This window comes from Actinopolymorpha sp. B11F2 (assembly GCF_040195635.1).
Taxonomy (GTDB): Bacteria; Actinomycetota; Actinomycetes; order Propionibacteriales; family Actinopolymorphaceae; genus Thermasporomyces.
Window position 1 is genome coordinate 122,656 of the sequence record NZ_JBEFTX010000011.1, and the last position, 20,036, is coordinate 142,691.

At 68.9% G+C, this 20,036-nt stretch carries 15 protein-coding genes; 4 read left to right on the plus strand and 11 right to left on the minus strand.

What is annotated here, in order from left to right:
* Positions 1-233: 233 nt before the first annotated feature.
* The 7 genes from ABN034_RS20320 to hisC all read right to left on the minus strand — a co-directional run bounded on the left by ABN034_RS20320 (position 234) and on the right by hisC (position 10,754).
* Entirely contained in the window at positions 234-1,148 is a 915-nt protein-coding gene (locus tag ABN034_RS20320) for a glycine betaine ABC transporter substrate-binding protein (RefSeq protein WP_349692560.1), read from the minus strand.
* Between the two features lie 103 nt (positions 1,149-1,251).
* Positions 1,252-2,256 carry an ABC transporter permease gene (locus tag ABN034_RS20325; RefSeq protein WP_349692561.1) on the minus strand — a complete coding sequence of 335 codons (1,005 nt, stop codon included), beginning with the start codon at positions 2,254-2,256 and terminating at the stop codon, positions 1,252-1,254.
* Positions 2,253-3,521: a quaternary amine ABC transporter ATP-binding protein gene (locus ABN034_RS20330; RefSeq protein ID WP_349328352.1), complete on the minus strand. Its 1,269-nt coding sequence runs from the start codon at positions 3,519-3,521 to the stop codon at positions 2,253-2,255. The genes ABN034_RS20325 and ABN034_RS20330 overlap by 4 nt, the downstream gene beginning before the upstream one ends.
* Positions 3,522-3,887: 366 nt before the next feature.
* Positions 3,888-5,810: an ABC transporter ATP-binding protein gene (locus ABN034_RS20335; protein ID WP_349692562.1), complete on the minus strand. Its 1,923-nt coding sequence runs from the start codon at positions 5,808-5,810 to the stop codon at positions 3,888-3,890.
* Positions 5,807-7,543: an ABC transporter ATP-binding protein gene (locus ABN034_RS20340; protein ID WP_349692563.1), complete on the minus strand. Its 1,737-nt coding sequence runs from the start codon at positions 7,541-7,543 to the stop codon at positions 5,807-5,809. Before ABN034_RS20340 ends, ABN034_RS20335 begins: the two co-directional genes overlap by 4 nt.
* 394 nt (positions 7,544-7,937) lie before the next feature.
* Positions 7,938-9,545 carry a hypothetical protein gene (locus tag ABN034_RS20345; protein ID WP_349692564.1) on the minus strand — a complete coding sequence of 536 codons (1,608 nt, stop codon included), beginning with the start codon at positions 9,543-9,545 and terminating at the stop codon, positions 7,938-7,940.
* Between the two features lie 126 nt (positions 9,546-9,671).
* Positions 9,672-10,754, minus strand: a complete 1,083-nt coding sequence (hisC, locus tag ABN034_RS20350; RefSeq protein ID WP_349692565.1) for a histidinol-phosphate transaminase — start codon at positions 10,752-10,754, stop codon at positions 9,672-9,674.
* A gap of 85 nt (positions 10,755-10,839) precedes the next feature.
* Here hisC and ABN034_RS20355 point away from each other — a divergent pair, with 85 nt between their 5' ends.
* Together ABN034_RS20355 and ABN034_RS20360 are read left to right on the plus strand one after the other, a co-directional pair.
* Complete coding sequence (locus ABN034_RS20355; RefSeq protein WP_349692566.1) at positions 10,840-11,496, plus strand: DUF3159 domain-containing protein; 657 nt, start codon at positions 10,840-10,842, stop codon at positions 11,494-11,496.
* 204 nt (positions 11,497-11,700) lie between these two features.
* Entirely contained in the window at positions 11,701-12,714 is a 1,014-nt protein-coding gene (locus ABN034_RS20360; RefSeq protein WP_349692567.1) for a PadR family transcriptional regulator, read from the plus strand.
* A 320-nt stretch (positions 12,715-13,034) separates the two neighbouring features.
* Here ABN034_RS20360 and ABN034_RS20365 read toward each other — a convergent pair whose 3' ends face one another.
* The gene (locus ABN034_RS20365; RefSeq protein ID WP_502879068.1) at positions 13,035-14,171 is read right to left on the minus strand and encodes an IS30 family transposase; all 1,137 of its coding nucleotides are present in this window, start codon (positions 14,169-14,171) and stop codon (positions 13,035-13,037) included.
* A 183-nt stretch (positions 14,172-14,354) separates the two neighbouring features.
* On the opposite strand from ABN034_RS20365, the gene ABN034_RS20370 reads away from it, so the two are divergent.
* Positions 14,355-15,260, plus strand: coding sequence for a fructosamine kinase family protein (locus ABN034_RS20370; protein ID WP_349692569.1), 906 nt, complete (start codon positions 14,355-14,357; stop codon positions 15,258-15,260).
* A gap of 107 nt (positions 15,261-15,367) precedes the next feature.
* Here ABN034_RS20370 and ABN034_RS20375 read toward each other — a convergent pair whose 3' ends face one another.
* The 3 genes from ABN034_RS20375 to larB form a co-directional block, all read right to left on the minus strand.
* Positions 15,368-16,312 (minus strand): NHL repeat-containing protein, encoded by a 945-nt coding sequence (locus ABN034_RS20375; protein ID WP_349692570.1) that lies wholly within the window; start codon positions 16,310-16,312, stop codon positions 15,368-15,370.
* Between the two features lie 337 nt (positions 16,313-16,649).
* The gene (larC, locus tag ABN034_RS20380) at positions 16,650-17,900 is read right to left on the minus strand and encodes a nickel pincer cofactor biosynthesis protein LarC (protein ID WP_349692571.1); all 1,251 of its coding nucleotides are present in this window, start codon (positions 17,898-17,900) and stop codon (positions 16,650-16,652) included.
* An 11-nt stretch (positions 17,901-17,911) separates the two neighbouring features.
* Positions 17,912-18,802, minus strand: coding sequence for a nickel pincer cofactor biosynthesis protein LarB (gene larB / locus ABN034_RS20385; RefSeq protein WP_349692572.1), 891 nt, complete (start codon positions 18,800-18,802; stop codon positions 17,912-17,914).
* Positions 18,803-18,982: 180 nt separating this feature from the next.
* On the opposite strand from larB, the gene galE reads away from it, so the two are divergent.
* Positions 18,983-19,978, plus strand: a complete 996-nt coding sequence (galE, locus tag ABN034_RS20390) for a UDP-glucose 4-epimerase GalE (RefSeq protein WP_349692573.1) — start codon at positions 18,983-18,985, stop codon at positions 19,976-19,978.
* The last annotated feature ends 58 nt before the right edge of the window (positions 19,979-20,036 follow it).

Genomic DNA, 20,036 nt, shown 5'->3' on the forward strand with positions numbered 1-20,036 from the left:
AACAGATCTCCCCCGACCGCGGACGAACCGGCCCAGGTTTACACAGCTATCGAGATCAATCCAAGCCTGCCGGACGAAATGCCCGCCTTTGTCGTAAGAGGCCGAAAAGAAGACGAAACGGCCCTGCCCATCGAGGAACGGCGGGAACACCGTGCGGATACGACGGCGCCCGGTGATCACCACTCGGGTGATCACCGGGCGTCCGCGTCAATGACCCGGCCGGAGCCGGAGAACTACTTCGTCAGGTTGGTCACGAAGTCCGGGTTGTCTTCCATCCAGGCCGTGACGCCTTCTTCTTCATTCCCCTCGTTCTGGTTCAGGGCGACGTCCTCCAGCGTGCCGAGGCTCTCGTCGTCCATCGTGAAGTTGGCCATCCAGCCGGCCAGCTCGGGGAAGTCCTTCTTGAAGCCCTTCCGGCCGATCGCGTGGATCTCTTCTGCCTTACCCATCGCGCCCTTGGGGTCCTCGAGGTCGCGGATCGGCAGTTTCGCGTACGCCCAGTGCGGACGCCACAGAGTCACGACGACGGGGTCCTTGGCGTCGATCGCCTTCTGCAGTTCGGTGAGCATCGCCGGAGTCGACGATGTCACGAGCTCGTACTCACCCTCGAGGCCGTACTGCGGGATCGCCTCCTCCTTGGTGACCCGGGTCAGTCCGGCACCGGCTTCGATACCGACGATCCGGCCGTCGAACTCGCCCCCGCTGCCCTTCAGGTCCTCGATCGACTTCGCCTTCACGTAGTCCGGTACGGCCAAGGCGAGCTTCGCGTTGTCGTACCACACCCCGAGGTCCTCGAGATCCGCGCTGTACTTCTCCCAGTACGGCTGGTGAGTCACCGGCAGCCAGCCGTCGAGGAAGAGGTCGATGTCACCCTTGGAGAGGCCGGTGAAGATCGGTCCCGGGTCGAGCTGAACCAGTTCGACCTCGTAGCCCTTCTCCTCGAGCACCTGCTTCCACATGTGGGTGACGACGACGTCCTCGTCCCACGGAATCCAGCCGATCTTGATCGACTTTTCGCCCGCGGGCTCCTCGGCCTTACCTCCGCCGGTGTCACCGGTGTCGCCTTCGGATCCCCCGATGGTGCCGCAACCCACCGTCACCAGCCCAAAGGCGAGCAACGCCGCGATCAGCATCGTCAGGCGTCTCATCTTCGATTCACGTTGCACGGTTAGCTGTCCTTTCCCATCTTCGGATTGCTCAGGCCTCGTGCTGGACCGAACACGTCCTGCTCGCCTGGGACGCCCGCGAACATCATTGTTCGCCGGCGGCCGCAGCCGCTCGGACGACCGCCGAGCGGCTCGTCAGCGCCGCCGTGAGGCGGTCGAGATAGATCGCCAGGATCACCACCGCTATCCCGGCTTCGAAACCCTCGCCGATCTGCGCGTTGGAGATCGCGGAGTAGACATCGCCACCAAGGCCACCAGCACCCACCAGGCCGGCGATCACGACCATGGACAGGGCGAGCATGATCACCTGGTTGACGCCCGCCATGATCGTCGGAAGGGCGAGTGGAAGCTGGATCCGGGCGAGGATCTTCATCGGTGAAGCGCCGAACGCCTCGCCGGCCTCGACAACTTCACGATCGACCTGACGGATGCCCAACTCCACCAACCGCACGCCTGGTGCCATCGCGAAGATCACGGTCGCCACGGCGCCGGGAACCGGGCCGACGCCGAAGATCAGGATCGCGGGAATCAGGTAGACGAAGGGGGGAAGTGTCTGCATCACGTCGAGGACCGGCCTGATCAGCTGGCTCACCGTGTCGTTGCGCGCGGCGAGGATGCCGACCGGGACGGCCAGCAGGACCGCCAACGCGCTTGCGATCAGGACCAGGGACAACGTCTCCATCGACGAGTCCCACAGGTCCATCCCGCCGACCAGCACGAACCCGATGAGCGAGAACAGACCGAACTTCCATCCACGTAAGGCGAACCCGAGGAGGGCGAAGGTCAGCGACAGGACGAACACCGGCGGGATGCTCGTCACCGCCGCGAGGTAGCCCAGGACGGCCGCCCCCACGAACGCGGCGACGCCCACCTTCCATCCCCGCAGGGCGAAAGCGACGACACCGAACAGGAGGGCGAGCCCGATGATCGTCGGGGTGAGTAGGAACGTCGTCAGCCCGTCATAGGTCCACTCGAGCACCGAAGCGATGGCATCGAGCAGCACCCCGAACGTGGCGATCAACCAGTCGATGACCGCCTCGATGGCCTCACCGACGGGGATCCGGGGAATCTCGACAGCGGCCAGGTTCATGACGGCACCTCCTCGGTGGACACCGAGGACGGCTCCGCCGCATCCTCTGACGTACTGCTCCCGTCGGACTCCCCTGCGCCGCCGCCGAGGGCGAGCAGCAACGTGACACGGGGTATGACGCCGACCAACCGTTTCTCCTCGTCGACGACCGCGAGCGGCACCGGACACTCCGCGGATGGCGTCAGGAGTTCGGCCACCACCGTGTCGGGTGAGACGGCGACGACATCCTCGGGATCCATCAGACTGGTCAGCGACTCCGAGCCCTGGCGGGTCGCCTCGGCGACGGCGGCGTCACGAACGACGCCCACAAGTTTCCGGTCGCTGTCGACCACGAACGCCGCGGCCACCTGTTGCTCGCGCATGGTCCGCAGCGCCTGGCGCGGTCCGGAGCGCGCGCCCACGACGGCGACGGACCGCTCCATCACCGCACTCGCCGTCAGTACGCGTGAACGGTCGACATCTTGCACGAACTGCGCCACATAGTCGTTCGCCGGGTCCTGCAGGATCTCTTCTGACGTACCGATCTGCACGATCCGCCCGTCGCGCATCATCGCGATCCGGTCACCCAACCGCATGGCCTCGTTGAGATCGTGGGTGATGAAGATGATGGTTTTCCCCAACCTGGCCTGGAGTTCCACCAACTGGTCCTGCATCTCACGCCGGATCAGGGGGTCGAGTGCGCTGAACGCCTCGTCCATCAACATCACGTCCGTGCCAGCCGCGAGCGCTCGGGCGAGTCCGACGCGCTGCCGCATTCCGCCGGAGAGCTGGGTCGGCAGGTGGCTCTCCCATCCGGTGAGGCCGACCATCTCGAGTGCGTTGTTGGCGCGCTCGAGCCGCTCCGCCTTCGGCAGTTGACGAATCTCCAGGCCGTACGCGGCGTTCTCGAGCACGGTGCGGTGCGGCAGCAACGCGAAGTGCTGGAAGACCATGCTGACCTTCTCCTGCCGGAGCGCGCGAAGCTCCTTGCTCGGCAGGCCTGTGAGCTTGGTCTCGTCGATGTAGACCGCACCCGAGGTGGGCTCGAGCAGTCCGTTCAGCATCCGGATGAGCGTCGACTTGCCGGAGCCGGACAACCCCATGACGACGAAGATCTCACCGGGCTCGACTTCGAAGGACGCGTCGATGACAGCGGGTGTGACGCCAAGCTTGCCGACGGACTCCTTGTCCTTTCCTTGTTCGAGGAGGCGGACGGCATCGTCAGCGCGACGTCCGAACACTTTGTAGAGCTTTTCGGCACGTACGGCGGGCACTAGCTCCCTCATCGCTTCTCGTCGCGCGCCGCTGCACGGCGTCCAAGGCCAGCACGGCGGAGCACTAGGGGCGTTCGACCGCGGCATGCTTGGCGCCTTCGCCGCAGTCCGGCCGGCGTCTGCGCCTCTTCGGACCCTCGTAGTGGGTCGACGCGCGACGTTTCCACCTGCAGTCCGGCCAGCCCCTGGACGGACTTGTCGGTAACTGACCGTACCCGGGTCTGGTGGACGAATTCCAGTCCAGCCCGCCCGCCGGGCAGGTCGACGTTCCACAGAGTGGTATTCCTCACTCTGCGTCGGCACATTGAGCCGTACCGTGCCTGAAAATATGGCCGGTCCGGCGAGCGATGGTGCGCCGCCGGACCGGCAGGAAGGCACTCAGGCGAGACTGTCCAACCACGCCTGATGCAGATCGGCGAACCGTCCGGAATCGGCAATCAGGTCCGACGGCGGTCCGTCCTCGACGATCCGACCGCCTTCCATCACCAACACCCGGTCGGCGATCTCCACCGTGGAGAGCCGGTGCGCGATGATCAGCGCCGTCCGGTCGGCGAGGATGGTACGCAGTGCCCGCTGCACCAGTCGTTCGCTGGGAACGTCGAGACTGGACGTCGCCTCGTCGAGGATGAGCACGGCCGGATCGGCCAGGAACGCCCGCGCGAACGCCACCAACTGCCGCTGCCCTGCCGACAGCCGGCCCCCGCGCTTGCCGACCTCGGTGTCGTAGCCGTCCGGCAGGCTGGTGATGAACTCGTCTGCGCCGATCGCCCTTGTGGCGTGGACGATGTCCTTCATCGAGGCGCTCGGCCGGCCGAAGCGGATGTTGTCGGCGACCGTGCCGGTGAACAGGAAGTTCTCCTGCGTCACCATGACGACCGCCCGCCGGAACGTGGCCTCGTCGAGATCGCGCAGGTCGACACCGTCGAGCTTGACCGTGCCGCGGATGGGGTCGTAGAACCGCGACAGCAGCTTCGCGAGCGTCGTCTTGCCGGCACCCGTCGCACCCACCAGTGCCACCGTCTGCCCGGCCGGCACACGCAGGTCGAGATGCGGGAGCACCAGCCGCTCCTCCTGCGCCTCACCGTCAGGTCTGTCGCTCTTGTAGCCGAACTCCACCCCGTCGAAGTGCACCGTGCCCTTGGCCCGCGGCAGCGGCACCGGATGGGTCGGCTCGGGCACGTCCGACTGTTCCTCGAGCACACCCGACAGCTTCTCCAGTGCCGCACTCGCCGACTGGAATGTGTTGTAGAACTGGCTGATCTCCTGCATGGGCTCGTAGAACTGCCGCAGGTAGAGCAGGAACGCCGTCAGCACGCCGACCGTCACGGCGTCGTGGAACGCCAGCCAGCCGCCGTACAGCAAGACCGCGGCCACGGTGAGGTTGCCGATCAGCTTGATGCCCGGCATGAAGACCGCGATCAGCCGCATGCCGCGCATGTTGGCGTCCCGGTAGGCCTCGTTGACTTCGCGGAAGATCTCCTGGTTACGCGGCTCCCGACGGAACGCCTGGACCGCGCGGATTCCGTTCATCGACTCGACGAAGTGCACGATGACCGCCGCGACGGTCTCCCTCGTACGCCGGTACGCGATGCTGGACTGCTTGCGGAACCACTGGGTGAAGAGGAACAGGATCGGGATCGGGATCAACGCCACCAGGCCGAGGTGGACATCGAGCACCAGCAGCAGGATCGCGGTACCGATGAGCGTGAGCACCGCCGAGACCAGGCCGTCGAAGCCGGACTGGAGCAGCTCGTAGATCGCGTCGATGTCGGAGGTCAGGCGGGAGATCACCCGACCCGAGGTGTACTTCTCGTGGAACCGCAGCGACAGCTTCTGGAAGTGGTTGAAGACCCGCCGGCGCAGCTCCAGCAGGATGTCCTGACCGATGCGACCGGACAGTTGCAGGAAGGCCTGTCGCGCAAGCGCCTGACCGATCGCCGCTACGAGGATGACGGCGACGACCGTGATCAGCGTCCGCGCGCCCTCACTGGCGAGGATGGGCGGAATACCGCGGTCGATCCCGACCTTCACGAGGTACGGAATCGCCAGCCGGGCAGCGTTTTCGGCGATGACGATCGCGATCAGCGCGAAGATCAGCTTCTTGTGTGGCCGCAGCAGGTCGCCCAACAGCCGGCGGGAACGTTCGCGCAGGAGCAGAGACACCTTCTCGGTGATCTCGTCCTGCTGCTCCGCGGCGACGCCGCGCCAATCCTTGCCGTCCGTACGGCCGTCGTCGCCGTTGCCGCCGTGCCTGCGGTCCTGATCGGTCCGGTCGGCCGCCTCGGTCGAGGATGCGGTCACGACATCACCTCCTCGGCGTCGAGATCGGCGTCCTGGCCGAGCAGTTCGCGATACTCGGGCACCTGGTCGAGGAGCTCGTGGTGGGTGCCGACGTGAGTGACCGTGCCGTTCTGCAACAGCGCTACCTTGTCGGCCAGCAGAACCGTCGACGCGCGGTGCGCGACGACGATGCCGGTCGCGTGCTCGAGTACCTTCCGCAACGCCTCCTCCACCAACGCCTCGGTCTCGACGTCGAGGGCGGACAACGTGTCGTCGAGGACGAGCACCTTCGGCTTGGTCAACACCGCGCGGGCCAACGCGAGCCGCTGCCGCTGCCCACCGGACAGTGACATGCCCTGCTCGCCGATCCGGGTGTCGAGTCCCCAGGGCAGGTTGTAGACGAACGTCGCCTGCGCGACCTCGAGCGCCTGGGCGATCTCGTCGTCCGTCGCGTCCGACCGGCCGAGCGTGAGGTTCTCCCGCACGCTCATGGAGAACAACGTCGGCTCCTCGAACGCCGTGGCGACGACCGACCGGAGGGTCGGCAAGGTGAGATCGCGGATGTCGTGACGGTCCACGGTGATCCGGCCCGCCGTGACGTCGTAGAGCCGCGGCACCAGCGCCGTCAACGTCGTCTTGCCCGAGCCCGTGGCGCCCACCACTGCAAGGGTTTCGCCCGGCTGAACGTCGAGCCAGACATCTCGCAGGACCGGAGTCTTGTCGTCAGGGAAGTGGAACCCGACGCCCTCGAAACGCAGGTGCCCCCTGAGCCGCGCGACCTCCTTGGTGCCGCCGGCGATCGTGGGCTCGGTGTCGAGCACCTCCATCACCCGGTCGGCGGCGGTCATCGCCTCCTGCGCCATCGCCAGGATGTGGCCCATCGACGCGATCGGCCACACCAGCTGGAGCATCAGGGTGGTGAACGCGACGAGGGCTCCCAGCGTCAGCGCGCCCCGCCCCACCGCGAGCGCCCCGAGCAGCAGGACCAAGGCGAGGGTGACGTTGGGAACGAACCCGAGGACGGTCCAGAACCGGGACGAGAGCCGGACCTTCTCCATCGAGGTGGCGTAGACGTTGCAGGCACCCTCGTCGAACTTGTCGTAGACGTGGTGCCGTCGTCCGAACGACTTGATCACCCGGATGCCGACGGCACCCTCCTCGATGACCGTGGCGAGGTCACCCTGCTCGTCCTGCACCTGGCGGGAGATCCGGATGTAACGCCGTTCGAACCGTCCGGACGCGATGACGATCGGGATGGCCGACGCCGCGACGACGAGGCCGAGTGGCCAGTACATCCGGAACAGCAGCACGGCGACGACACTGAGCTGCACGATGTTGGTGATGAGGAACAGGACGCCGAACCCGAGGAACCGCCGGATCACCGACAGGTCCGTCGTCGCCCGCGACAACAGCTGACCGCTCTGCCAGCCGCCGTGGAACGCCATCGGCAACCGCTGCAGGTGGGCGTAGAGGTCGTCGCGGATCTGCGTCTCGAGACCCAGGACCGCGCGGGACTGGATCCACCGCCGGACGAAGATCAGGAACGCCTCGGTGATACCGAGGCCGGCGGCGAGGAGACCGAGCAGGATCAGTCCGGTGACTTCCCGGTGGGCGATGGGACCGTCGATGATCTCCTTCGTGACCAGGGGAATCGACAAGCTCGCGCCGACACCGACAAGGGCCGCGAGGAGCATCAGGACCAGGCGCCCGGTGTAGGGACGGAGGTACGAACGAAGCCGCCACAGGTTGGTCACGCCGGCGAAACGGCGTCTGCCACCTGGCGGTGTGGCTGGCTGGCCTTCGGAACTGTCTGGATCTGAACTGTCTGGGTCTTGGCTTCCTGGATCTGGACTTTCTGACTGGTGGGCGCCGAGCGCCGGTCTATCTGATGGCATCGTCGGGCAGGCCGCTCCTCACCGGGTATCAGTGGACTGCGCTGTCGGTCGACTGCGCCGTCATGGCCGACTGCGCTGTCAGGCCGAAGTGAACTGCTGCCGGATCTGTGCGCGAGACCCCTCCCCGACGATCCGGTCAGGTCAACAGATGACCCAACAAGAGTAAGCCAACACGTCAACCGAGTAAGGGCGTTGACGCCACGTGGCGGACCCCTGTGACCGGTGACACCGCCGGACCTGTGACCGGATCTGGTCAGTACCGAGGTGATTCGCCCGGGCTATTGCCCTGCTGGCCGGCACTGCGATCGTCCGTGCGATCGTCACGTACGGCCTCACCTTGCTGGTCTCCAGGCCCATCGGTGGGGCGATCGGCCTGCTGGTCGGGCCCATCGCCGGGTCGGTCGCCGGGTCGGTCGAAGGGCCACTCGCCTGGCCAGTCGCCGAGTCCATGGCGGGCCGGATCGTTCGTCCACTCGACGGCTGGACGCGCCTCGGTGGGAGGGTCGCTCGCGATCGGCCGCGGCGGCTCGGAGAACCAGTCACCGACACCGGAACGGGACGTCTCGTCGGGGAGGTCGGACGTTTCCTTGCTGGCGGCATCGTCGGACCACCCGGAGGTGGCCGGTTGCTGACCAGGCTGGCTCGTCCACTCAGCGGGCGCACCCTGCTGACCCGACTGACTCGGCCACTCGCCTGCGGTTTGCCGCGAGTCACCCGCCGTCTGCTGGGTGGGGGTCTGATTCCACTCGGCGACGCTCTGCTGCCCCGACTGGTTCGGCCACTCGGCGACGGGCTGTGTCGTGGGCTGGGTGGACCAGGCCCCGCCGCTCTGGTGACCGGACTGGCTCGGCCACTCGCCTGCGGTCTGGTGGGAGTCACCCGCCGTCTGCTGGGTGGTGGTCTGATTCCACTCGGCGACACCCTGCTGCGCTGGCTGGTTCGGCCACTCGGCGACGGCACCCTGCTGGCCAGGCTGGCTCGTCCACGCACCGCCGCTCTGCTGCGCTGGCCACCCTGCCGGCGCGGGTGGGTGGGCCTGCCAGGCCACGCCGCCCTGCTGCCCCGCCTGACCCGCCTGACCCGACTGCCCCGCCTGACCCGACTGCCCCGCCTGACCCGACTGGCCTGCCTGCGCCGGCCACTCAGCGGCCGGTTGCGCGGCCGGTTGCGCGGCCGGTTGCGCGGCCGGCTGGCCGGAGGACCACTCACCGACTCGGCGCTGATCCGACTGAAGCCACTCGCCGACACCCTGCCCACGCCGGGACCATTCGCCCACACCCCGTCCGGCGTCGGAGGGCTGCTCGGCTCCCGACCACGAAGGGCTCGCGTCCGCACGCCCGGCATCGCCGTACCGCTGTCCGACCGGTTCGCTCCCACCCGACTGCACTGGCTCGCCGTAGCTCGGCCGCCCCGACTCAGCCCGGTCCTGCCACTGTGCTCCACCGATCGCCTGTGCGGGCGGAGGCTGGTCACCGTCCGCCGGCCACCGGTCCTGCGCCACCGCACCGCTGGCCTCCGCGGCGTCCGCCTCAGTGCCGGCGGCTGGCGCGGGGAACCTGGTGGTCTCCGTCATGCCAGCCTCGGCACGTTCCTGCGGTGCGGGTCGTTCGGTGGTCCTGTCGTACGGAACGACCTCTGCCCGCCCGCGGCGGCGGATCGCACCCGCGACCGCACCGATCGCCAGCGCACCCGCCGCGATCTCGAAGCCCAGGCCGATCCAGGGATAGAGATCCCGCTGTTCGGCGGTCAGCTCGGCGGGGCCGAAGTCGATCGAGAGGAACATCTGGAGGCCGACGAGGACCTGCAGCGCAAGACCGACGACGACAAGCAATCCGCGTACAAGTTGCCCTAGGACCGTCATGGCGAGGAAGCCTAACCATCGTGACCCGATCGGTCGCGCCCCCTGGGCCGGGAAGATTGGCCCGCCCGGGCGACCGCTGGCCGTGTCGGTGCAGATGACCGCTTCCGGCCATCGTCCGGTTGCCGGTCACGCCGACCAGCGGCCTGCTACCTCGAGCACCAGGTCGTTGGCGGCCGGTTCACCGATACTCACCCGACAGCCCGCACCGGGGAACGCACGGACGACGACCCCCTCGGCCTCGCAGGCCTGCGCGAACCGGTCAGCGTCGTCACCGAGCGGCAGCCAGACGAAGTTGGCCTCTGTCGCAGGGACGGCAAATCCCTGTGTACGAAGGGATTCCGCGACCCGGTAGCGCTCCTTGACAAGCTGCTCCACGTGCGCGAACAGCACGTCCTCGCACCCCAGCGCGGCCAGTGCCGCCTCCTCCGCCACGGTCGACACCGCGAACGGAGGGGTGCAGGCGCGGAGGGCGTCGGCGACCGGTTCGTGGGCAATCGCGAAACCGACCCGGAGGTTGGCCAGGCAGTACGCCTTGGAGAACGTACGAAGGATGCAGACGTTCGGGTGCTCCCGGTAGAGGGCGAGGCCGTCGGCCGCGTCAGGGTCGCGGATGAACTGCAGGTAGGCCTCGTCGACCACGATCAGAACATCGTCCGGGACCCGGGCGAGGAAGTCCGCCAGCTCGTCGTGGTGGACGACCGGGCCGGTCGGGTTGTTCGGCGTACAGACGATGACGACCCGAGTGCGATCAGTGACCGCCGCCGCCATCGCAGGGAGGTCGTGCCGCGCCCCGGCGGTGAGCGGCACCCGCACCTGGGTCGCGCCGGCCGCCTGCGACGCGATCGGATAGGCCTCGAACGACTGCCACGCGTAGACCACCTCGTCGCCGGGTTCGCAGGCCGCCTGGATGAGGTGGTAGAGCAACGCGACCGATCCGGTGCCGGGCGCCAGATTGCTCACCGGCACGTCGAGGCGGCGGGACAGCTCGCCGGTCAGACGCCCGCAGGAGAGGTCCGGGTAGCGGTTCATTGTGCCCGCGGCCGCACGCGCAGCCTCGAGCAGTTCGGGAGGCGGCGGGTAGGGGTTCTCGTTGCTCGACAGCTTGTACGTCGGCCGGCCCTTGGCGGGAGCGGCGGGCCGACCTGGCTTGTACGAGGGGATGCCCTGCAAGCTGCGACGCAGGCGAGGTCCGGACGGGCGGGCGGTCATGGACCCACCTTAGAGCGCAGGTCGGGTTGGCCTATTGCCGACTGCGAAGGCCCCGACCTTGCGTACTTAGGGCAGGCTTAGTCACGTGCAGGTGCACGAGAAGAAGGAACCGGACATCGCGCAGCCGGAGTCACTGGCCCGGCTCCTCGGCGGATGGCGGGCGTCCACGGACGCGACGCTGCCGCCGGTGGCCTTCGTCGCCGCCTGGCTGCTGACCGGGCATTCGGTGGCCTGGGGAGCGGTGGCCGCGTTCGGTGTGAGCGTGCTACTCGGCGTCTACCGGCTACTCCGGGGTACGCGGCCGCGGGCGGTTCTCCTCGGTCTCCTCGGTGTCGCCATCGCCGCCGCCGTCGTCCTGCGGACCGGACACGCCGCCGACTTCTTCCTCGTCCAACTGGTCACCAACGCCGCGAGTGCGCTCGCCTGGATCGTCAGCATCGTCGTGCGCTGGCCCCTGCTGGGCGTGGTGGTCGGCACCGCACTGCGTCAGGGTGGTCGCTGGCGGCGGGACCCCGCGTTGCTGCGGGCGTACGCGACGGCGTCGTGGGTGTGGGTCGGTCAGTACGTCGTGCGGGTCGCCGTCCTCGGGTCGCTCTACCTGGCCAACGCCGTCGTCGCCCTCGGTATCGCGAGAGTCGCGCTGAGTTGGCCGCTCGTCGCCGGGTGCGTGGCGGTGAGCGCGTGGATCCTGGCGCGCGTCCTCCCATCCGACCACCCCGGCTTCCGCAGCCCACAGGCCTGAGCAACCCACGGGTCCAAGCGGGCCGCGGTCCAAGCGGGCCACGGTCCAAGCGGACCACGGGACCTCGCGCGCCACGGGGCCCCCGCAAACCGGCTCTTTCGTACGACCAACCAGTGGTCTGGCACGCCGAGGGCCTTGTCGGCGCTGTATCGGCGATATATCGTGAACCATCGTTAGCATGGCATCGAACGAAGGAGACGCGCCATGAAGAGGTTCATGAACCAGGGGCCGTTCCGGGATCGGGGTCCTGGCGGGCGGCGTGGCGACAACGCCGGTTGGCCCGGTCCCGACTTCCCTGCGGAGGGCCGTCACGGTGAGCCCGCCGGCCACGGCGAGCACCACCACGAGCGCCACGACGAGCGCCACCATGAGCGCCGTCGCGAGCGTCGGGAGCGCCGCGAGCGGCGCCGCGATGAGCGCAGCAGCCACCACGAGCATCACGAACACGGCAGGAACCACGGCGGCTTCGGCCCAGGCGGGCCGGGATTGGCGGGCCTCGGCCCGGGCGGGCCAGGGTTCGGTGGCTTCGACTTCGGCTTCGGCCCGGGTTTCGGCGGCTCTGGTGGTTTCGGCGGCTCTGGTGGTTTCGGAGGCGGTGGACGGCGCGGCGGATGGGGTCCGCCGTTCGGGTTCCCGGGCCGTCGCGGCCCGCGCGCCCGCCGCGGCGACATCCGCGCCGGGATCCTGCACCTTCTCGCCGACTCGGACCGGCCGATGCATGGCTACGAGATGATCCGCGAGCTCCAGGAACGCACCGGCGGTGCGTGGCGACCGAGTGCCGGCTCGATCTATCCGACCCTGCAACTCCTCGAGGACGAAGGGCTCGTCGCCTCCACCGAGGACACGGGGAAGCGGCTGTACTCGCTCACCGACGCCGGCCGCGAGGAAATCGCCAGGCGTGGCGGTTCGGCCCCCTGGGAGGAGTTCACCGAGCCGACCGACTCGCCGTGGCACGAGCTCCGCAACGCCGGCGCGGGCCTGATGACGGCGGCCATGCAGGGCGCCCACGCGGCGAACGAGCAACAGTTGCACCGGATCACCGAGACCCTGCGGGAAGCCCGGTCGCGGATCTACCGGATCCTGGGCGAGGACGAGCCCACCGAGCACGACCGGCCTGGGCGCGACAGCGACGCCCACCATCACACCGACGCCCACCACCACACCGACGCCCACCGCGACACGGGCGACGACGCGCGAGGGGACGACACGAGCAAGTAGCCCGCCGGAGGCGGCGACACCACTACCCAGCTGTACGAACTACCCAGGGCGGATTCTGGCGGTGGTCGCAACACGGCTGCTTGTTGGGGTGAGCGTAGCGAACGGAAAACGGAACGGCCGGGTCGCGGTGGCGTGAAGGAGAAGGTCGTGGCCGCCCGATCGGGGAGGATGAGGGGTAGGTCTCGCCGTCAAGGGCGCCTTGCGGCGTCGCTGGCGCGATGGGGCTGCGCCCCACCCTTGACTGCGAGCCCTTGCCCCCTTTGATCGGCTGGCTATCGGGCGGCCACTCCCGGTGTGGCGCACCACCGCCCCCCCGCCCGTTATGCCTGGAGCAGCGGGCCGATCAGTTCGTCGGGCTTGGCGTAGTCGTGTCTTTTGCGGGGCCGGTCGTTCAGTTCGGCGGTGACCCAGTCCAGGTCGGCCTGGCTGTGCACGGATAGGTCGGTCCCCTTGGGAAAGTACTGTCGTAGCAGGCCGTTGGTGTTCTCGTTCGTACCGCGCTGCCACGGCTTGTACGGGTCACAGAAGAAAATCTGGATGTCGGCTGCGATCGCGACCTGTTTCCAATCCCGCATCTCCGCGCCCTGGTCCCAGGTCAGCGAACGACGCAGCGGCGCAGGAAGAGTTTGGATCTTCGCGGCCAACACCGGCGCGACCTGCTCAGGCTTATACCCCTCGGGCAGGTGCAGCAGCAGCACGTACCCGGTAGTCCGCTCGACGAGAGTGCCGATCGCGCTGGCGTTGTTCTTACCAATGACCAAATCACCCTCCCAATGCCCCGGCACCGCACGATCGGCCGCCTCGGCAGGCCGTTCGGAGATATTGACCATGCCCGGGATCCGGTTCTTACGCTGCCCGACCTTGCGGCCCGGCTCACGCAACGCCCGCCCAGTGCGCAGACACTTGGTCAGCTCACGGCGTAGCGCCCCACAGGACTGCACATACAGCGACTGGTAGATGGTCTCGGTGGACACCCACATCTCCGGGTCATCGGGGAAGTCCTGCTTCACCCGGCCGGCGATCTGCTCGGGTGAGAACTTCTTCTCCAAGTCTTGCTCGACCCGCTCCCGCAGTACCACGTTGGTGGCCAGCTTGCACCGCTTCGGACGCGACGCCCGCCCGTACGCCGCCGCATGCGCGCTCGTGGCCCGATACCGCCCTATCTGCTCGGCATTGCGGGCCAGCTCGCGGGAGATAGTCGACGGGCTACGACCCAGCCGAGCAGCGATCGAGCGCATCGACTCACCGGCCGCCCGGCCCAACGCGATCTCCTCCCGCTCAGCCAACGTCAAACACCGACCCTTCAGGTCGCGTCCCCGCCGCGGACGCACCCCACCAGCAGCGACCAACCACCGGCGGCCCTGCACCCGGTAGGTGCCCGCCGCAACCGCCGCATCGGTGATGAAATCCCCCCGCGCCATCGCCTCCCAGAACCGCTGATGAACCTCCGGAACCATCCGCACAGAGAACCGCACCCACAACACCCCTCACCCACCGGGTGTTGCAACCACCGCTCGAACCCGGGCCAGCCTGTACGAACGCGCATCCCTGCCGCCTGCTGCACAGTTCACCGACGCTTCGGTCACGCGAATGCGCTGAACCCCTTACGTAGCGTAGGCGAAACGCCCTAATATCGGACAATGGCTCGGCAAGCAAGCATCGCGTTCCACGTCGAAGAGGTCCTCAACACTCCCGTCATCTCGACCAATCCCGTCGCCGGCGGCGACGTGTGCATCGCCACCCGGGTACGCCTCGGCGACGGCCGAAGCGTCTTCGTCAAGGCCCGCCCCGGCGCACCCGCAGGCTTCTTCGCCACGGAGGCACGGCACCTGACCTGGCTCGCCGCCGCCGGTGAAGGGGCGGCACTGACACCGGGCGTTCTCGGTTACGACCACGAGTGCCTCGTCCTGGAGTGGGTCGAGACCGGGCGTCCCTCCGCCGAAGCCGCCGAGAGGCTGGGCCGCGCACTGGCGGTCACTCATCGAAGTGGGGCACCGGCGTTCGGAGCCGCGGCCGAAGGTTTCATCGGACGGCTGCCGCAACCCAACGCCCCGACCGACAGTTGGCCGGAGTTCTACGCCCGGCACCGGGTCGAGCCGTACCTCCGGGTGGCGTTCAACCGCGGCCGACTCGACGCGAACGAGGCGAACGCCATCTGCGCACTCCTCGAGCGCCTCGAGGAACTCGCCGGACCATCCGAGCCGCCCGCGAGAATTCACGGCGACCTCTGGTCGGGCAACATCATCTGGGCGACCGACGGGCAGCCGCGCGTGGTCGACCCGGCTGCCTACGGCGGTCATCGCGAAACCGACCTGGCCATGCTCATCCTGTTTGGTACGCCGCACCTCGACCGGCTCCTCGCTGCCTACGACGAGGTGTTTCCCATCGCCGATGGTTGGCGCGACCGGCTCGCCATCCATCAGCTGCACCCGTTGCTCACCCACGCGGCGACCTACGGCGGTGGGTACGGAGCGCGGGCCGGGCGGGTCGCCCGCGACCTCCTCGCCAGGAATCCCGTCCAACGGCCCGACCCGCGTCCCGTCTGACTCCTCGCTGCCCCGTCGGGTGGGTGGAGGTTCGCGGGGCTGAAGCGGCCGAACCTCCACCCGATTCGGGAAGCGCGTCAGCTGCGGCGTCGTCAGCTGCGGCGTCGTCAGCTGTGGCGGATGGCGACGACGGAGTACGGCGTCGTCGGTTCGGGCGGGGTGGTGAAGCGGGCGTTCGGGAGATAAAACCGGTCGCCGTACGCCGCGACCGTGGTGGGGACGTCGAACCGCTCGTCGGTCAGGCGGTCCACCACCCTTGCCCGCGTGCCAGTGGAGTTCAGGCAGAGGACGGCGACGGTGTTGAGCCGGTTCTGAACGGCGTACAACGTGTCTCCCCGCAGCAGCAGCCCGTCGCCGTTCGTCAGTACCTCGCCACCGAGGTCGACGGTCGTCGTGACCCCGGTCCTCGGGTCGACGTGGAACAGCATGCCGGTGGACGACTGGACGACGAGGAGCGCCCTTCGGTCCGGCGTACGCACCAGCCCGTTGGTGTTGATGCCCGCGCCGAAGACGATGTCGCCGCTCAACGGCAGGCGTACGACCTCATCGGCGGCCGGAAGGTGGCCCCGGCGCAACGGCAGTTGGTAGAGGACCGGGTTGGTCGAGTCGGTGAACCATGCCGCGTCGCCGGTGAGCACGACGTCGTTGACGAAGCTGGCGCCGGTGGCGAACTGGTACGACGCGAGGACCTCTCCGGTCCGCCGATCGATGACCCTGCCGTCACCGCCCGATCCGCCGGAGACGAAGATCCGGTCCTCGTCGGTCTTCAACCCGAGCGACGGTGTGCCCGGGCCGGTGCTGAGGATCCGTCCGCTGCCGTTCGCCAGGGACGCCTCGTAGATGGACCCGTCCAGGCGCGAGCCGAAGTACGCCACCGGGCCGGGACCGATGGCGATGCCCTCCGGCTGGAAACCGTCCGGCAGCGGGAAGGTCGTCGGGAAGTCGTTCGACCGGCCGCCGTGGTGAACGGATGCCTGGGCGGTCGTGGGTACGCCGGCAAGGCCGAGCAGGCCTCCCAGCGCGGCAGTGGACAGGAAGCTGCGTCGATGCATGGCGACCCCTCGGTTCGATACGGCGTCGAGCTGTGGTTGGCCGTGGTGCTGCAGGTATGCCGTGGTGGTTCAGGTATGCCGTGGTGCTTCAGGTATGCCGTGGTGCTGCAGGTACGGCGTCGAGCTGACGTGGGCGGATCGTTGGTGTCCCGGACAACGGCGACGAGGCCCCGCCGGCCGCGCCACGTATCGACGGGGACCGGCAGGCGACGCGGCCAGTGCGGGACCTCGTCCACTGTCACGGACGGCGGGTCGAGTCGGTTCGACGGCGGGCCGAAATCCGCCGGGGTCACCCCGCGCGCCTCCGGCGGACCGTGCACCAGACGCACCGGTCGGCTCAGTCGAGCGCGGACGCGCCGCCGCTGATCTGCGCCTGCGCGAGTGCCGCGGCCTCCGCCAGGACGGACTTCACCGGGCGGCCGGTCCGCTCCGCGAGTGCGGCCACGTCGTCGTACTCCGGCTGGACGTTGACGACCGCGCCGGCGTACATCGCGACCTTGACGCGCACGGGTCCGTCCGGGAGAGCGACCGTGCGAATCTCGCGGTCGAGCGGTTGCTTGCGTACCTGGTGACTTCGTACGCCGATCGCCGAGGTCTCGGTGAAGATGACCTGGCACACCGCGTCCAGCCGGTCCGGGTCGACGAGGACCGCCAGCAGGTGCGCCGGGCGGCCCTTCTTCATCAGGATCGGCGTCAGCCAGGCGTCGGCGGCCCCGGCAGCGAGGAGGCGCTGGAGGACCGCGGGCCAGATCCTGGGGTCGAGGTCGTCGACGTTGCACTCGACGACGACCTGGGTGGAGGTCGGTGGTCCCTGCGCTGCCGCGCCTTGTGCGGCCGAGTCGGGCACCGTGCCGAGGACAAGGCGCACCACGTTGGCCCGGCCGGGGACCTCGCGCGTCCCGGCACCGAATCCCTGACCACTGACCTGCATCGGCGGCTGCCCGCCCCATCCGGTCACGTGGGTGGTGAGCAGCGCTGCACCGGTCGGCGTGCACAGTTCACCGAGGGGCGCTGCCTCGCCGCCGGTCTCGCCGGCGTACGACGGTGCGCCCGCGCCCGCCAGCAGCTCCACGACCGCGGGAACGGGGACCGGAAGCCGACCGTGGGCGGCGCGGACGAAGCCGGACCCGACCGCGACCGGTGAGGCGGACACCGCGTCGAGTCCCAGGTGGGCGAAGCCCGCGCACACGCCCACGACGTCGGCGATCGCGTCGAGCGCGCCCACCTCGTGGAAGTGGATCGCGTCAGGCGTGGTGCCGTGGACCTTCGCCTCCGCCTCTGCCAGGCGCCGGAACGTCTCGTGCGCCTGCTGGCGTACGGCGTCGTCGAGCTCGGACTCGTCGAGCAGCTTGCGGACGTCGGCCCAGGTGCGGTGATGGGTGGAGTCGGTGCCGTCGACGGTCACGTGCGTGGCGGCCAGCCCGTTGCGGGTGACGCGTGCGGCGGTGAGCTCGACGCTCTCCGGCGCGACCATGTCGACGGCCGTCGTGAGGACCTCGAGGGGTACGCCGGCTGCCACGAGCGCGCCGAGCAGCATGTCGCCACTCGCGCCCGAACCGCAGTCGATCCAGGCGATCCGGCGGTCCACCGGTTGGCTCCTCACTGGTCCACCACGCGGTGCTCGGGCGGGTGCCGCGTGCCAGCGTTCTGGTCGGAGGCCCGGTGGTCGGTCACCTGGTGGTCGGTCACCTGGTGGCTCACGGCCTGCCCGTTCCCGGCGCGGCGAGCTACCCGGGCGGCGAACACCCCGGCGCCGAAGCCGTTGTCGATGTTGCTGACGACCACACCCGGAGCGCAGGAGTTGAGCATCGCCAGCAGCGCGGCGACCCCGCCGAACGACGCGCCGTAGCCCACGCTCGTCGGCACCGCCACCAGGGGTACGCCGGTGAGCCCGCCGACCACCGACGGCAGGGCGCCCTCCATACCAGCGACGACGATCAGGCAGTCGGCGGCGTCGAGCTGGTCTTTCGCGTCGAGGAGGCGGTGGACGCCGGCCACGCCGACATCACTGATCCGGTGGACGCCACCCCCGAACGACTGGACCGTGAACGCCGCCTCCGCCGCCACCCGGGCATCCGACGTACCCGCCGCGACCACGCACACCATGCCTGTCGGCTCGGGCAGTGGCCCCACCGTGGCGGCCCTGGCGGTCTCGTCGATGCGTGCGTCGGGAAACGCCGACCGGATCAGAGTGATCGCGTCGGCGTCGAGTCTGGTGGCGAGCGCGGCCCGACCGGGATGAGCGTCCCGAAGCGCCCGGAGCAGATCCACCACCTGGGCGGGGGACTTGCCGGCGCCGTAGACGACCTCCGGGTCGCCGGTACGGGAGAGCCGGTCCGTGTCGAGGCGTGCGTACCCCAGATCGACGTAACCCGGATCGACAGTGGCCGGTTCGGTGGTCCCGTTGCGGGTGCCAGCCTGCCCGTCGCCTCCTACCGGCGACCCTGGCGAGCCAGGCAACCCGCCGGGCACGATATCGCGGGAGGTCATGGCTCGACCTTAGGTCGGCGCGCGAGCGGGACCCGATGCGGGTCGACGAACGGGAAGGTCACATAGCCGAGAATGGACCACGTTCGAGTGCGTACGGAAGCTTCGCCGGCGAAGGCGACCAGAACAGCGAAGCCGTGAAGACCGCGGGGAGCGATACGTGAAGACCGGGAGGAACGCAGCGTGAAGACCCTGATCACGGGCGGGGCGGGCTACATCGGCAGCACCATCGCCTCAGCATGCCTCGACGCCGGGATCGTGCCGGTGATCCTCGACGACCTGAGTACCGGACGGGAGGAGTTCACCGAGGGCCGGGCGTTCTACCGCGGCGACATCGCCGACGGTGACGTCCTCGACACGGTGTTCCGCGATCACCCGGACATCTCGGCCGTCATCCACTGTGCCGCGAAGATCGTCGTACCGGAGTCGGTGCGCGACCCGCTCGGCTACTACGCCAACAACGTCTCGGGGACCATCGCGCTGGTGCAGCATCTGCTGCGTCACGGCTGCGAACGGTTCCTCTTCAGTTCGTCCGCGTCGATCTACCAACCCGGGCCCGATCTCAGCGTCGACGAGTCGTCACCGGTCGACCCGCAGAGCCCGTACGCCGCGACCAAGATGATGGTCGAACGCGTCCTCGCCGACGCCGCTTCGGCTCTTCCGCTCCGGGTGATCTCGCTGCGCTACTTCAACCCGGTCGGTGCCGACCCCCTACTGCGTACCGGCCTGCAGAGTCCCGCCCCGACCCATGCCCTCGGGAAGCTGATCGAGGCGTACGAGTCAGGGACGCCGTTCACGATCACCGGCACCGACTGGCCGACCCGCGACGGTTCGGGTATCCGCGACTACATCCACGTCTGGGATCTCGCAGAGGCACACGTGCGGGCGCTGGAGAGGTTCGACGAGGTGGTGCCTGCGCCACGGGGATACGAGGTCATCAACCTCGGGACGGGACGGGGTACGACGGTCCGCGAGCTTGCCAGCGCGTTCCAGGATGCGGTCGGTGACCGGCTCCAGGTGCGGGAGGCGGGTCCCCGGCCGGGTGACGCCGTGGGCTGCTTCACCCGCAGCGACAAGGCGGCAGCCATGCTCGGGTGGAGCGCGACGAGGACCGAGAAGGACGGCGCGCTCGACTCGCTGGCCTGGGCGCGGAAGCGTCCCACCATCCTCGGCCGCTGAGCCCATCCTCGGCCGCTCGTCGATGGCAGCGGGCGCGTAGTCCATCCGGACGCTGAGC